This window comes from Phocaeicola vulgatus ATCC 8482 (assembly GCF_000012825.1).
Taxonomy (GTDB): Bacteria; Bacteroidota; Bacteroidia; order Bacteroidales; family Bacteroidaceae; genus Phocaeicola; species Phocaeicola vulgatus.
Map to the genome: position 1 here is coordinate 4,301,336 of NC_009614.1, position 15,687 is coordinate 4,317,022.

General features: G+C 44.5%; 12 protein-coding genes. 8 read left to right on the plus strand and 4 right to left on the minus strand.

Annotated elements, in window-relative coordinates; genetic code table 11:
• Positions 1 to 341: 341 nt before the first annotated feature.
• The 3 genes from BVU_RS17345 to BVU_RS17355 form a co-directional block, all read right to left on the minus strand.
• Positions 342 to 725, minus strand: coding sequence for a hypothetical protein (locus BVU_RS17345; RefSeq protein WP_012055724.1), 384 nt, complete (start codon positions 723 to 725; stop codon positions 342 to 344).
• Positions 726 to 807: 82 nt separating this feature from the next.
• Positions 808 to 1,356, minus strand: a complete 549-nt coding sequence (locus BVU_RS17350; RefSeq protein ID WP_008668758.1) for a UpxY family transcription antiterminator — start codon at positions 1,354 to 1,356, stop codon at positions 808 to 810.
• A gap of 994 nt (positions 1,357 to 2,350) precedes the next feature.
• Entirely contained in the window at positions 2,351 to 2,767 is a 417-nt protein-coding gene (locus tag BVU_RS17355; RefSeq protein WP_005839966.1) for a DUF2442 domain-containing protein, read from the minus strand.
• Between the two features lie 310 nt (positions 2,768 to 3,077).
• Here BVU_RS17355 and BVU_RS17360 point away from each other — a divergent pair, with 310 nt between their 5' ends.
• The 3 genes from BVU_RS17360 to BVU_RS17370 are packed head-to-tail and all read left to right on the plus strand — an operon-like array spanning position 3,078 to position 4,200.
• Positions 3,078 to 3,506 (plus strand): DUF3791 domain-containing protein, encoded by a 429-nt coding sequence (locus BVU_RS17360; protein WP_005852645.1) that lies wholly within the window; start codon positions 3,078 to 3,080, stop codon positions 3,504 to 3,506.
• The gene (locus BVU_RS17365) at positions 3,503 to 3,976 is read left to right on the plus strand and encodes a DUF3990 domain-containing protein (RefSeq protein ID WP_005852647.1); all 474 of its coding nucleotides are present in this window, start codon (positions 3,503 to 3,505) and stop codon (positions 3,974 to 3,976) included. The genes BVU_RS17360 and BVU_RS17365 overlap by 4 nt, the downstream gene beginning before the upstream one ends.
• Positions 3,973 to 4,200, plus strand: a complete 228-nt coding sequence (locus BVU_RS17370; protein ID WP_005839961.1) for a ubiquitin-associated-like domain-containing protein — start codon at positions 3,973 to 3,975, stop codon at positions 4,198 to 4,200. Before BVU_RS17365 ends, BVU_RS17370 begins: the two co-directional genes overlap by 4 nt.
• A 30-nt stretch (positions 4,201 to 4,230) precedes the next feature.
• Here BVU_RS17370 and BVU_RS17375 read toward each other — a convergent pair whose 3' ends face one another.
• Positions 4,231 to 4,770 (minus strand): glutathione peroxidase, encoded by a 540-nt coding sequence (locus BVU_RS17375; RefSeq protein WP_005839958.1) that lies wholly within the window; start codon positions 4,768 to 4,770, stop codon positions 4,231 to 4,233.
• Between the two features lie 209 nt (positions 4,771 to 4,979).
• Between BVU_RS17375 and BVU_RS17385 the strand changes: the two genes are divergently transcribed.
• From BVU_RS17385 to BVU_RS17405, 5 genes are all read left to right on the plus strand, one after another.
• Positions 4,980 to 6,752 carry an AAA family ATPase gene (locus BVU_RS17385; RefSeq protein WP_012055727.1) on the plus strand — a complete coding sequence of 591 codons (1,773 nt, stop codon included), beginning with the start codon at positions 4,980 to 4,982 and terminating at the stop codon, positions 6,750 to 6,752.
• A gap of 36 nt (positions 6,753 to 6,788) precedes the next feature.
• Entirely contained in the window at positions 6,789 to 8,129 is a 1,341-nt protein-coding gene (locus BVU_RS17390; protein ID WP_012055728.1) for a sigma-54-dependent transcriptional regulator, read from the plus strand.
• A gap of 115 nt (positions 8,130 to 8,244) precedes the next feature.
• A complete protein-coding gene (locus tag BVU_RS17395) occupies positions 8,245 to 9,546 on the plus strand; it encodes a sensor histidine kinase (protein WP_005839950.1) in 1,302 nt (433 codons plus the stop codon).
• A gap of 80 nt (positions 9,547 to 9,626) precedes the next feature.
• Complete coding sequence (locus BVU_RS17400) at positions 9,627 to 12,803, plus strand: UvrD-helicase domain-containing protein (RefSeq protein ID WP_012055729.1); 3,177 nt, start codon at positions 9,627 to 9,629, stop codon at positions 12,801 to 12,803.
• On the plus strand, positions 12,803 to 15,682 hold the full coding sequence (locus BVU_RS17405) for a PD-(D/E)XK nuclease family protein (protein WP_012055730.1): 2,880 nt from the start codon (positions 12,803 to 12,805) through the stop codon (positions 15,680 to 15,682). Before BVU_RS17400 ends, BVU_RS17405 begins: the two co-directional genes overlap by 1 nt.
• Positions 15,683 to 15,687 lie beyond the last annotated feature (5 nt).

Genomic DNA, 15,687 nt, shown 5'->3' on the forward strand with positions numbered 1-15,687 from the left:
CTCCGCAAACACCCTGCCTGTCGGCATTCCGGCTGAAGGATATGCATTGTGAAATGTTTCAGCCGGAAAATATCCTTCAGGAAAAACGATTCCCTAAGAATCGGAGGAAGATCAGTTCGGCTGAAACATTCCAACCCCCAACTGAAGGATTCCTGAACCCAATCCTTCAGCCGGAATGCCCACGGGTAGGGCGTTTGCGAGCAGGCTGAAGCTTTTGAAGGATTTTTCAGGGTATTCCCTATAGAGCATGACGAATGACCATATTCCATTGAAAAAAGTAAGATATCTTCGTAAGCAAAGTAACACCACTTACTTGGTCCACGAAGTCCGCATACTTTTCTTTACAACAAAACAGACCTCACAGCCATCTCATGCCAATGACGATAATCCCCCATCGGCAAAACATGCTCCGACCACACTTTCCGGTAAATTCCATCGTGCAAAATGATGTACTCACCCAAACAGCCCTCCGCCTCATCGGCAGGAACAGAAGCCATCACCACATATTCCACACAATCCGGGACACGAAACAAAGTCAGCTCACTTTTAGAAAACAAACCGCTCAACCTACAGGCGGAACGCTCGAAAGCCACCCAATACGCACCAATGTCATACAGATGAATGAATTTATCATTATTCTTTTCCCTGGCTAAAATTTCCTTATACTGATTCTGAATCAGCTGCTGGAGCCGGATGCCTGACGGCATGAATGTGGTTCTACACATTATTATACATAAGATTTATATTATCAGATCATTTACTTCCCCATTAATCAAGGGATAACAATGTTTAACGTAGCAAATGAAGTCATCTCTTCTTTGGCTCTTCTATCACTTCTATCAAGTCCGGCGAAAGCGTCGCCATGGCCATGGCTATCACCCCTTGCAGACTGATAACCACACGACGGTCTCTCGCACCTTTCACCTTTACAAACACCCCCTCGTAGCCCTCGAAGTCACCACCCGTAATACGGACTTTCGTACCTTTACGCAGGTTCACCTCATCGGGACTGAAGAAGATAAGATGCTCGTCATACGTTCCAGCCACAGCGATAAACTGCCTCATCTGATCATCGGGCACAATGATTTTCTGCCCGTTGCGGATATCAATCATATATTGAAAATACGGAAGTTTGAACTTCACCTTCTGAAGTTCGGACTGGACGGAATGAACAAATATCAGATCACTGATAACGGGAACCAGTTCACGCCTCTTGCGCCCGTTCCTTATACGAACTTCGTAACGCATGGGGATGAAGTTGTTGATTCCTTCTTTATCCAACAAAGCCTTGATCTGCATCCCCCGGCGATAGGTGGCACGCATGGCAAACCATTGCATTTTTTCACTTGAAAGCATAGTTATGGAGCTTTGAAGCACAGATATCTATCTGCAATTCAATCAATTACGAGAAGTTTCGTAAAATACAAGAGGAATCGGCCTCTTGTGATTAAGTTGACTGGAAAAGCTATTTCAACAAATGGAGGATGGAAATCCGCACGATGTAGATGCAGCCTGTCGGGTCAACCGATAACCTTCCGCAGATTCCCGAACCGGACGGTTCATATATGTTAAATCAGAAATTTGTAATACCTATATATAAAAAAAGCGCGGGAATCTGTACCTGTTACTCGTCCCACACTTCGAAGGCTTTGCACTGCCCATTGCTGTCTGAACGAGCAACGCAGAAGCCCACGCCGATATGTATAACAACACTTGAATACACCTTTGACCAACAAAAGCGCACCAAGGATATAAACATACCCCGCAGACATCCACTGTTGCTTTGTCTCTGACAGCAATTTCAAAAGGTGCAAATTTTCGAAGCGTCAAGAACAAAACGTCAAGTAAACGTCTTTTCTATATATGTATATTTCCCACCTCCCTAACTTCCTTGCGGAAGTACCGGCGTGGAAAACGTGGCAAAGATAGCAATTTAATAAATAGGACGAAAATATATTCCGCTATTTTTAGTGATGTTTCTTGATTACTCAAAAAACAAACAAGAAACAGATTATCGGTATACTTACCTTGATACAAATTCTTCCGGACGCATCATCGCCCAGATGGTAAGATATAAGATACAGCAAACAAGGCTACCTGGTACTCGGTACATGCCTACCCTGCCTGCATCATATGCTTGCCCGGTTCTTGGTATGAATTTGGCTTGTTCACCGCATCTCCCTGACGGATGCAAAAACGTCACGCAGCAACATAGCCGTATTTGTTTATTCTAGCCATATCTTCCTTATATTTAATTATCTTTCTGTTGAAACTATGATTGTGGAAAAATTAACATAAAAAAGGCGTGAAACCAAATGGAATCACACCTAAACTATTATTAAGAGATTAATCAAACGGCAAGTAATTCTTTTCCCAAAAGATGGAGAGCCTCTTTAATCTGCATCTTCCTTATATCACTCGGCTTTTTAATACCATAGATATACTTGGAAAGAAGACTCTTGTTTATTCCCATACTACGTGCAACCTCTGACACATTTAGTTGAGGGAAACGTTTAAATATCATTGCTATCTCATTTTCATAATCCGGCTCCGCTGTATCGAAAAAACTGGATATATGAATATCCTCATCCAATGATTCCCAACGAACATCGTCACCAAACTTTCCTATCTTGAAATCAAGGCGCTCTCTGTCACTTGCATCCTTCAGCAAAGGGAATGCCTCTAAGGGACGGCTGAAAGTTTCTCCACCATCCGTTTTCATATAAATGCGGTTAGCATCAAACCAAATGTCTTTTATTGTATCCATAACTTTCAGTTTTAATAATCATTCTCCATGATATTTTTAATTTTACTAATACAATATAGGGATAAATATTTATCCCCACAAATAAATAAGCAAAAAAATAGCGACAACTCTTTTCGAACCACCGTTCCATAACCTATGATGTACAAAGGAACTGATTTCCCTCCTGTTTTCCTAACAATCATCATCCGGCACACGGGTTCTTGCGTGTCAGAGCAGAGCTGCCATTTAATTGGAAAGATAATAATTATCTAAAGAATATATTTGTAGTTAAAAAGTTTCCTACACAAGAAACTTTATCTATTTTTGTGGTATGAATACGAATTTGCAAAAAATAGGAGAACTTTTGGCCCAATGCCGAAAAAACAAAGGATTGACACAAGAAGAAGTCGGGGTGATGATTGGCGTCCAAAAAGCAATGGTTTCCAAAGTGGAAAACGGTCTGTGTGTTAATTTTGGCACTGTCAACCGCATAGCGGAGGCGTTGGGTGTCGAACCGATAGTGGCGCTCAAGTCCAAAAAGAAAGCGGACAAGAACCTAATCGATTATGTGATGACGGTCATTGTCGAATTTGCGCGCCGTCACGATTTGACAATCCGGGAGGCAAGCAATTATATCAGACGTTTCAAAGGCATTGATTTTCTCACCGAATTTTACGATGTGGAACACACGCTTTCTTTTAACGACTGTGTGGATGACCTGACCATCGTCTGCCAAAACAATGGAGGAACATTGCGATGATACTTTACCACGGTTCAAATACGGCAATCGACGGCATCGACCTCAACAGATGCCGCCCCTATAAGGATTTCGGCAGAGGATTTTACCTGACCGACATTAGGGAACAGGCCCAAAGGATGGCCGCAAGAACAGCGCGGATGTTCAGCGGAAACCCCACTCTGACTATGTTTGAGTTTGACCTTGAAGAAGCGCAGTCGAGCGAATTGAAAGTCAAGGTTTTCAAGGAGCCAGACTGGGAATGGGCACGTTTTGTCATGTCGAACCGCGATATAAACACTACTCAGCCTTGCCACGATTACGATATCGTAATTGGCCCTGTTGCCGATGATACCATTGCGCGCTTGCTACGTTTATACACCGAGAATTTTATTAACGAAGAACAACTATTGCACGAACTGACATTTTCGAAAGTGACTTCACAATATTTCTTTCACTCAGAGGCAGCGATTAAAATGCTGAAACGACTATGAACACGAATACCGCAAAATTCCTCTTTGAAGGAATATCCGCCGATGTAGTCCGTTACTTGGTGGAACGTAATGATATGGATTTGCAGGAAGCCATCTCCACATTCCACAATTCGGAGACATTCGTCAAACTGGAAGACTTCTCCACCGGCCTGTATATCGAAAGCCCGGCATACGTCTATGACCTGCTGATGTCGGAACTGAAAAACGGAAAGCTGGTGCAATAACAATAGGGCATTATTTATCTTCTGGTCATTTTATTCTTCAATCCATCCTACAATTTCCTGTGAAAGCGGACTGGTAGTAGAGCCGATTGAGGCAACCCATCTACCATTTTCATCAATCAGAAACTTATGAAAGTTCCACCCTATCTTAGCATCCGAAACCCCGTTTTCACTTTTATGCGTAAGCCATTGATAAAGGGGAGCTATATCTTTCCCCTTTACAGATATTTTAGCCATCATAGGAAAAGTCACTCCATAATTCAACGTACAAAACTCCTTGATTTCTTCATTCGTTCCGGGTTCCTGATGCAGGAAATTATTGGCAGGAAATCCGATAACGACAAAATCATCTTTTCCATATTTCTCATACAACTCCTCCAACTTGGCGTATTGGGGAGTGAAACCGCATTTAGATGCCACATTGACTACCAATACTTTCTTACCCTTGAACGTGGAAAGTGGCAAGTCCTTCCCGTCAATAGTCTTGACCGTAAAGTCATAAAAACTTTTTTGCTGTGCACCAGCTACCGATGTAATCATGGTTACAATTATGCTTAATATAAATGTTTTCATTTGAAATGCTATTTTATAATAGAACAATTCATGAAATTGAAAAGTTTTCTCTGAAAGAAAAGATTGGCGGATACCTATCGGACAGCTTCCTCCATGTTACCAAAAAGAAAGAACCTTTGTTTTTTGGAGAAGCAGGGAAAAGAAAGTATCTTTGTATGCTATACATATCTCTTTTACCAGAGTTTATTCATAAAAAAACAATATAACTAATGGAATATGCACCTTCAAACAGGAAACGATTGCCATACGGTATGATGAACTTTGCAGACATCCGTTTCGACAATTATTATTATGTGGACAAAACCGCCTTCATCCCACTGATAGAACAGTCGGACCGGTTTTTCTTCTTCATCCGTCCCCGGCGATTTGGCAAAAGTCTGACCTTGAGCATGCTGCAACATTATTATGATGTACGCACCCGCGATAAGTTTGACGCCCTGTTCGGAGACCTCTACATAGGAAAGCACCCCACGCCGGACCGCAACACCTATCTGGTGCTGAAACTCAATTTTTCCGGTATCAGCGGGGAATTGCACAACTACCGTCAAGGGATGGACGCACATTGCCAGACCATGTTCGACTATTTCTGCGATATCTATGCCGACTATCTCCCACAAGGTATCAAGGAGAAGCTGGATGAAAAATCAGGAGCGATAGAACAATTGGAATATCTGTTTACGGAGTGCAACAAGACTGAGCAGAAAATTTATCTTTTTATCGATGAGTATGACCACTTTACCAATGCCATTCTCTCCGATGCCGAAAGCCTGCACCGATACACTGAAGAGACACACAAAGAGGGTTACCTGCGCGCATTCTTCAACAAAGTGAAAGCCGGAACTGATTCCTGCATCAAGCGTTGCTTCATTACCGGAGTAAGCCCCGTAACCATGGATGATCTCACCAGCGGATTCAATATAGGTACCAATTACTCCCTCTCACCGGAGTTCAACGAAATGACAGGGTTCACGGAAAAAGAAGTGCGTGAGATGCTGACGTATTATTCCACAAACAGTCCGTTCAACCATACCGTCGGCCAACTGATAGATATCATGAAGCCGTGGTATGACAACTACTGCTTCGCACCGGAATGCTACGGAGAAACTACCCTGTACAATTCCAACATGGTTCTCTATTTTGTCAAGAACTATATTCTGCGTGGCAAAGCACCACAGAAAATGATAGAAAGCAACATACGCATAGACTACGAAAAACTCCGGATGCTGATTCGCAAGGACAAGGAGTTTGCTCATGATGCCTCCATCATACAAACCCTGGTAAGTCAAGGATATATCACCGGAGAACTGAAGGATAGCTTTCCGGCTGCGAATATTGTCGATCCGGACAATTTCGTGAGTCTGCTCTATTATTTCGGCATGCTTACCATCAGTGGAATGCATAAAGGAAAAAACAAACTCACCATTCCCAATCAGGTAGTGGAAGAGCAACTATACACCTATTTGCTGAATACATACAATGAGGCCGACCTTAGTTTCAGCAGTTATGAGAAAGACGAACTGGCCTCGGCTTTGGCATACGATGGTAACTGGCAGGCCTACTTCGGTTACATAGCCGACTGTCTGAAACGCTACGCCTCACAACGCGACAAACAGAAAGGAGAGTTTTTCGTACATGGATTCACACTGGCCATGACAGCGCAAAACCGCTTCTACCGTCCTATTTCCGAAGCGGATACACAAGAAGGATACGCTGATCTTTTCCTGTGTCCTTTGCTGGAAATCTATCCGGACATGAAGCACAGTTATATCATAGAGTTGAAATATGCCAAATACAAAGATTCTGAAAGTCGTGTGGAAGAACTGAGGCTGGAAGGGATCGCTCAGGCAAATCGTTATGCTGATTCCGACCGGGTGAAGAATGCTGTGGGCACCACACAGCTACACAAAATAGTAGTGGTCTATAAAGGAATGGAAATGAGAGTGTGTGAAGAGATAGTACCTTTGCATGAAACGCACAACTAAAGATATCTTTAAAGGAAAAAGAAGCTACAACGACTTATGAGCAAACAAGGAACCATCATTGTGATAGATGATAACAAAGGAGTGCTGTCGGCAGTAAAGCTATTGCTGAAAAATCATTTCGAACATATCGTCACACTGCCCTCACCCATCACACTGCCCGCTGCGTTACGTGAAGAAAATGCGCAAGTGGTGCTGCTGGATATGAATTTCAGCAGCGGACTGAATACCGGGAATGAAGGTCTGTACTGGTTACACGAGATAAAGAAAATACACCCCTCCCTGCCCGTAGTACTTTTCACAGCCTATGCTGACATAGACCTGGCAGTGCGCGGCATCAAGGAAGGAGCGACAGACTTCATCGTCAAACCCTGGGACAATGCCCGGCTGATAGAAACCTTGCTGTCTGCCTGCCGCAATTCCTCCAAGAACAAGAAGAGAGCGGAAATCCCTAAAACCGTATCTTCTATGTATTGGGGAGAAAGCAATGCCATGAAGCAACTGCGGACGCTGATAGAGAAAGTGGCGCAAACGGATGCCAATATTCTGATTACAGGAGAGAACGGCACAGGAAAAGAAATGCTGGCGCGGGAAATACACGCCTTGTCCAACCGATACCGGCGGGATATGATAACAGTGGACATGGGTGCCATCACCGAATCCCTGTTCGAAAGCGAACTGTTCGGCCATAAAAAAGGCTCGTTTACCGATGCCCATACCGACCGTGCTGGTAAATTTGAAGCCGCCCATGAAGGGACTTTGTTTCTGGACGAAATAGGCAACCTGCCCTATCACCTGCAATCCAAACTACTCACCGCCATTCAGAGCCGGAGCGTGGTGCGAGTAGGAAGCAACGAACCGATACCTGTCAACATACGTTTGATTTGCGCCACCAATTGTAATTTGGAAGAGATGGTGGCCAAAGGCAAATTCCGCGAAGATTTGCTTTACCGCATCAATACCATCCACATCGAGATTCCCCCTCTGCGGGAACGCAAAGAAGATATTATCCCTTTGGCCGAACGCTTTATAGACCGGTTCTGCAAACAATATGACAAAGGAAATATCCTTCTTTCTACCGGTGCGCAAGAAAAGTTACGGACATATCCGTGGTATGGAAACATACGCGAACTGGAACATGCCGTAGAGAAAGCGGTCATTATCAATGAAGATGGTATATTGAGTGAGGAACATTTTCATTTTCCCCGAAAAATAGCGGCTCCTGCGACAGAAACAAGTGTCTCTACACTGGAAGAGATGGAATTGCAAATGATTCAGAAAGCGATAGAGAAATGCAACGGAAACCTCTCGGCTGTAGCGGCACAGTTGGGAATTACCCGGCAGACGCTTTATAATAAGATGAAAAAATTCGGATTATGACCTATTATCTCATCTCATTCTTCACGATGGTTCAGGATGACAAAACAAATAACAATAATCTATTTTTAAACAGGAACTAAAGGAACATTCAAACGAAATAATAAATAATTAAGCTGTGAAACAATTCTTCTTCCGCCTATTTACCGTACTGGTTCTAGCCATTGCCTGCACCTTACTAATCCAGCAGCGCAACTGGTTGTGGCTATGCGTAATCGTACCTTCATTCCTCGTTTCCATAGGCTGGTTTTACCGCCTGTACACTTTTAATACCCGGAAGATAGCCTTTCTGCTCGACGCCATCGAAAACGACGACCCCGCTGTTCGTTTTTACGAACATGCCTCCCCTGGCGATTCTTCCATGGTCAATGTCATGCTGAACCGTATCGCACGTATTTTGTACAATGTAAAACAGGAAACGGCACAACGCGAGAAGTATTATGAGCTCATCATGGACTTTGTAGAAACCGGCATAGTGGTACTGAACAGCAAAGGCTCCGTTTATCAAAAGAACAAAGAGGCCATGAATCTGTTGGGGCTGGATGTTCTGACTCATGTCAAACAACTCTCCCGCATCTCGGACGAACTGATGACTGCTTTGGAAAAAGCAGTTCCGGGTGACAAGCTGCAAATTCAGTTCAATACGGAACGGGGAACGGTGCATCTTGCCTTACGGGTGTCCGGCATCCGTATCAAAGACGAGGAACTCCGCATTATTGCCTTGAGTGATATCAATCGGGAATTGGATGAACGGGAAATAGATTCATGGATACGCCTTACCCGCGTGCTGACACACGAAATTATGAACTCCCTGACCCCGGTGACTTCCCTCAGCGAAACGCTGCTGGCTCTTCCCGGAGCAGAAAATGAAGAAATGAAACAAGGGCTGGAAACGATTCACTCTACAGGTAAAGGATTGATAAATTTTGTCATGTCTTATCGCAAACTGACACGACTGCCATCACCTGAGCCATCGCTGTTCTATGTCCGTCCTTTCCTGGAACGGATGATCCGACTGGCACAGCACCAGCATCCATGCCCCAACATCACCCTTTCCATCCTCGAAGCCCGGGAAGACCTGATAGTCTTTGCCGACGAGAACCTGATAGCCCAAGTGGTTACGAATCTGCTGAAAAATGCGATTCAAGCCATAGGTAATGCTCCCGACGGAAAGATCACCTTGAAAGCTTATTGTGATCCGCAAGAAAGTATCCGTATAGAGATAGCCAACAACGGTCCCGCCATTCCTCCCGATGCAGCCGGACAAATTTTTGTACCTTTCTTCACGACCAAAGAGGAAGGAAGCGGCATCGGACTGAGCCTGAGCAAACAAATCATGAGACTGAGCGGTGGCACACTGACCCTGCTGCCTTACAAGGAAAAGGGACAGGCCACTGTTTTTGTGCTGGTTTTTAATTAAAAATAAAAATGTACTAATGTGTCAGCCAATTACCATCCGGTACACAGCGCAGCCATTAGCAAATTAGCAAATTATTTAAAATGAAACATTCTCCTGAATTATTAGTTTATAAAGCCTCTGCCGGTTCGGGAAAAACATTCACACTGGCCGTGGAATATATAAAACTGCTGATACAGAACCCACGGGCATACCGTAATATACTGGCTGTGACTTTTACCAACAAGGCCACTACCGAAATGAAAGAGCGGATTCTGAGTCAGCTATACGGAATATGGATAAAGGATAAGGATTCTGATCCCTATTTACAGAAAATCACAGAAGAACTGGAAATGCCCCAAGAAGACATAAGGACAGCCGCCGGTACGGCACTGCACTACATGATACACGATTACAGCCGCTTCCGGGTGGAAACCATTGACTCATTCTTCCAGTCGGTGATGCGCAATTTGGCACGGGAGCTGGAATTGGGTGCCAATCTGAATATCGAACTGAACAATATGGAAGTTCTGAGTGATGCCGTGGACTCCATGATAGAAAAGCTGGACCGACAATCTCCCGTACTCTATTGGCTGTTGGAATACATAGAAGAAAGAATAGCCGATGACAAGAGGTGGAATGTTTCCGGTGAGATAAAGAATTTCGGACGAAATATCTTCGATGAAGGATATATAGAAAAAGGAAACGGACTACGGGAAAAATTACGGGACAAAGACTGTATCAAGAATTACCGCGAAACGCTGCAAGCCATTTTGGAAGAGGTGCAGGAACAAATGAAAGGATTTGCCGACCAATTCTTCGGAATATTGGATACAAACGGGGTGAAAGTAGAAGATTTGAAAAACGGCTCCCGAGGTATAGCCAGCTATTTTAATAAATTACAATCGGGTAAACTGGATGACAGTGTCCGCAATGTAACAGTGGAAAAATGTCTGGACTGCCCCGACGAATGGGTGAAAAAAACCTCCCCCATACGCAACGCTATCCTAGGTCTGGCAGAAAAAGAACTGATTCCTCTGCTGAATGAATCGGAAAAATACAGAAGCCGGAACAATATGCTGGCCAATTCCTGCCAACTCTCCCTGCGCCACGTAAACAATATCCGTCTGCTGGCCAATATAGACGAAGAGGTACGCGAATTGAACCATGAAAACAACCGCTTCCTGCTGTCGGATACCAACGCGTTGCTTCATAACCTGGTAAAAGAAGGAGATTCCTCGTTTGTATTCGAAAAGATAGGAACAACCATACGCAACGTAATGATCGATGAATTTCAGGATACTTCGCGTATGCAATGGGACAATTTCCGTCTGTTGCTGCTCGAAGGTTTGTCTCAGGGAGCAGACAGCTTGATTGTAGGAGACGTGAAACAATCCATCTACCGCTGGAGAAACGGTGACTGGGGCATACTGAACGGATTGAAAACAAACATCGAAGCCTTTCCCGTCAAAGTAAAGACACTGACCACCAACCGCCGGAGCGCCGCAAACATCATTCACTTCAACAACGAAGTGTTTACAGCCGCCTGCGAGGTGTTGAACAACATTTACAAGGAAGAACAAAAAAAGGAATGCAAGGAACTGAAGGAAGCCTACAACGACGTGTGTCAGGAAACATACAAAGATCCCGGAAAAGGGTATGTCAAAGTGGAATTTCTATCGGATACGGAAGACATGACCTATATGGAAAACACCCTGCACCACCTAGGAGAAGAAGTGGAGCTGCTTGTGGCGCAGGGCGTGCAACTGAAAGATATTGCCATCCTGGTGCGCAAGAACAGAAGCATTCCTTTAATAGCCGATTACTTCGACAAGAACACCTCTTACAAAATCGTATCCGATGAGGCATTCCGACTGGATGCCTCACTGGCGGTATGTATGATAATGGATGGCCTGCGCTACTTGTCACAACCCGAAAACCGGATTGCCAAGGCGCAACTGGCTGCTGCCTATCAGAATGAAGTATTACATAAAGGAATAGACCTCAACACTCTATTGCTGAACGGAATAGATGATTATCTGCCATTCGATTTCATAAAAGAAGCGGAGCAACTTCGCCTCATGCCACTGTATGAGCTGATGGAAAAACTTTTCAATCTGTTCCAGATGTCCTGCATCGAACAACAGGATGCCTATCTGTGCGCCTTCTTTGATGCCGTGACGGAATATCTGCAAAGCAATTCTTCCGAATTATCCGCTTTTATCACCTACTGGGAAGAAAAACTAGGCAGCAAAACCATCCCTTCCGGCGAGGTGGAAGGAATTCGCATTCTCTCCATCCACAAGTCCAAAGGATTGGAATACCATACCGTACTGCTACCCTTCTGCGACTGGAAAATGGAGAATGAGACTTACAATCATCTGGTATGGTGTGCTCCCCGGCAAGCTCCGTTTAGCGATCTTGACATTGTTCCCATCAACTATTCCACAGCCATGCAGCAATCCATTTATCGGGAAGAGTTCCTGAATGAACGCTTGCAATTATGGGTGGATAATCTGAACCTGCTTTATGTGGCATTTACCCGTGCCAAAAAGAACTTGATTATATATGGAAAGGCGGAACAGAAAGGAACGGTATCCGAATTGTTAGGAAGTGCCTTATCCGACATGACCGGAAAGAGCTATGCCACCGGAGAAGAAATATACGAACTGGGAACGCTCTATCTCTCATCTCACGAAGAGGAAAAACAAGTGTCCGGCAACAAGCTGCTGACTGTAGCCCGACGTTTGCCTATCCATCTGGAAACGCTGGAAACCAACATCGAATTCAAACAGTCCAACCGTTCTGCCGAATTTATCCGGGGAGAAGAGGAGACGGAAGACAAATACATCCGGCAAGGACAGTTGTTGCATAATCTGTTCTCCGTAATCCGTACCCCGGACGATGTGCCTCCCGCCATAGAACGCCTGCGTTTCGAAGGAATCATAGAGTCGGCACAACAGGAGGAACAAATACGAAAACTCACCGAATGGGCTTTGAGGCATCCGCTGGTCAAAGAATGGTATTCGGGCAGCTGGGAACTATACAATGAGTGTGCCATTATTTATCGGGAAAAAGGAGTGCTGCAAACCCGCCGTCCGGACCGCGTGATGATGAAAGACGGAGAGGTGATTGTGGTGGACTTTAAATTCGGTAAAAAGCGGAAAACTTACAACAAGCAGGTGAAAGAATATATGGATTTATTATCGGATATGGGATATGAGCATATCCGTGGCTATTTATGGTATGTATTTAACAACGAACTGGAGGAAATAGAATAATGGAAAGCTTTTTGAAACTGGTAGCAGCCGATTTATATAAACATACGGAAGGAAACCTGGCACATACAGCCGTGGTTTTTCCTAACAAACGTGCCGGACTTTTCTTTAATGAGTATCTCGCCCAAGAGTCGGAGTCACCTATTTGGTCGCCCGCATACGTCAGCATCAGCGAATTGTTCCGTAGCCTTTCTCCATGGGAAGTGGGTGATCCGGTAAAACTGGTATGCGAACTTTATAAGATATTCCGACGGGAAACTCAAAGTACGGAAACACTGGATGATTTCTATTTTTGGGGAGAAATGCTGATCAGTGATTTTGACGATGCCGACAAAAATAAAGTGGATACCGACAAACTGTTTTCCAATTTACAGGATCTGCGCAACATAATGGACGACTACACCTTCATTGACGATGAGCAGGAAGAAGCTATCCGGCAGTTCTTCCAGAACTTCTCCATCGAACGGAGAACAGCGCTGAAAGAACGGTTTATCTCTTTATGGGACGTATTGGGAAACATTTACAAAGGGTTCCGTGAATCCTTAGCTTCTCAAAACATTGCCTACGAAGGAATGATGTACCGCCACGTCATAGAGCACCTGGATGTGGACAAACTTCCATACGAGAAATATGTTTTTGTAGGATTTAATGTACTGAACAAAGTAGAACATACGTTGTTCACCCAATTGAAAGATGCCGGGAAAGCTGTTTTTTATTGGGATTACGACGAATTTTATATGAAGGAAAACAGACAAGCCGTCACCCATGAAGCCGGAGAGTTTATCCGCCGGAACTTACGCGACTTTCCTTCTCCTTTGTCCGGTGAGTTATTCAAAAATCTCTCGAAACCTAAAGAGGTACACTACATCGCATCTTCTACTGAAAATGCACAAGCCCGTTACCTGCCTCAATGGATACGAAACAATCTGACTACACCGGAAAAGGAAACCGCAGTCGTATTGTGTAACGAAGCATTGCTTCAGCCGGTCCTCCATTCATTGCCGGCAGAAGTAAAACATGTCAATATCACCATGGGATTTCCGTTATCGCAAACTCCTGTATATAGTTTCCTCATCGCCTTACTGGAGTTGCATACCCACGGATTTAATTTCAAAAGCGGCCGCTACACGTTTCAATCGGTTGTTACACTGTTAAAACACCCCTATACCCGGCAACTCACCGGTCAAGCCGAATTGTTGGAAAAAGAACTGACCCGGAACAACCGTTTCTATCCGTTACCCGGCGAATTGGGTAAAGATGAATTCCTTACCCGGCTTTTCACTCCGCTTTCCGGAAACCTGAATCTGTGCATACGCCTGTCCGAAACTTTGCAGCAAGTGGCAGGCATTTACCAGGCAAACACTTCCGGTACCGAAGACACAGATGCATTCAACCAACTTTACCGGGAGTCGCTTTTCAAAGCCTATACCACCATCAACCGGTTCCGCACACTGATAGAAGAAGATGAATTAACCGTACAGAGCGAAACATTCCGGCGATTGCTGGTCAAGGTCTTGTCAGCGACCAATATTCCATTCCATGGCGAACCGGCCATTGGTATGCAGGTCATGGGGGTATTGGAAACACGCAACCTGGATTTCCGCCACTTGGTATTACTATCGGTCAATGAAGGGCAGCTTCCCAAATCGGGAGGAGACTCTTCCTTTATTCCTTACAACCTGCGCAAAGCTTTCGGAATGACCACCATAGAGCATAAGATTGCCGTATATGCATACTATTTCTATCGTCTGCTGCAACGGGCAGAAAGGATTACCTTGATGTACAATACCAGTTCGGACGGACTGAACCGCGGCGAATGGAGCCGTTTCATGCTGCAATTCCTGATTGAATGGCCTCACCCCATCACACGTCAGTTTCTGGAGGCCGGACAGTCCCCCCAAGGCACCTCGCCTATCACTGTAGAAAAGACCCCGGATGTCATGCGCCGGATGCAAAGCCTGTTTGATGTCCGTGCCAATCCCAAAGCAAAATTTTCTCCATCAGCCTTGAACTATTACCTGGATTGTCCTTTAAAATTTTATTATAGGTACGTAGCCGGTCTCTCCGCCCCCGATGAAGTGAGTGCGGAAATAGACTCTGCCACATTCGGGAGTATTTTCCATTACGCCGCCGAGCATATTTATAAAGACCTGACCACTCATGGCAAAGTCATTAATAAGGAAGCATTGGAAACGTTGCTACGCAATGAAGTGAAGCTGCAAGATTATGTGGATACAGCATTCAAGAAATTATTCTTTAATGTTCCGCAAAACGAGAAACCGGAATATAACGGCGTACAACTTATCAACTCTGCCGTTATTGCAAGATATTTAAAACAACTTTTACAAAATGATTTACGTTACGCTCCCTTCACTTTTATTGCATCGGAAATGGAAGTGGATGAACCCATCGACATACAAACACCCAAAGGAGTCATAAAATCACGTATCGGGGGAATTATTGACCGTATGGACAGCAAGGATGGCACACTCCGTATTGTGGACTACAAGACAGGCGGTGATGCAGACACCCCACCCCATGTGGAATCTCTGTTTATTCCGGACAAGAAACGTTCCAACTATGTATTCCAGACGTTCCTGTATGCCGCCATCATGTGCCGCAAGCAACCAACGATGAAGATAGCTCCGGCCCTTCTCTATATTCATCGGGCCGCTACAGAAACCTATTCTCCCGTTATACAAATGGGCGAGCCACGAAAGCCCAAAGAGGCTGTGGAAGATTTCAGTAAATATGAAAAAGAATACCGTGAACGACTTCAAGGATTATTAGAAGAAATATTTAATCCGGAAAAATCATTTACCCAAACAGAAATCATAGAAAAATGTACCTATTGTGATTTCAAGGCACTATGTAAAAGATAGACTAT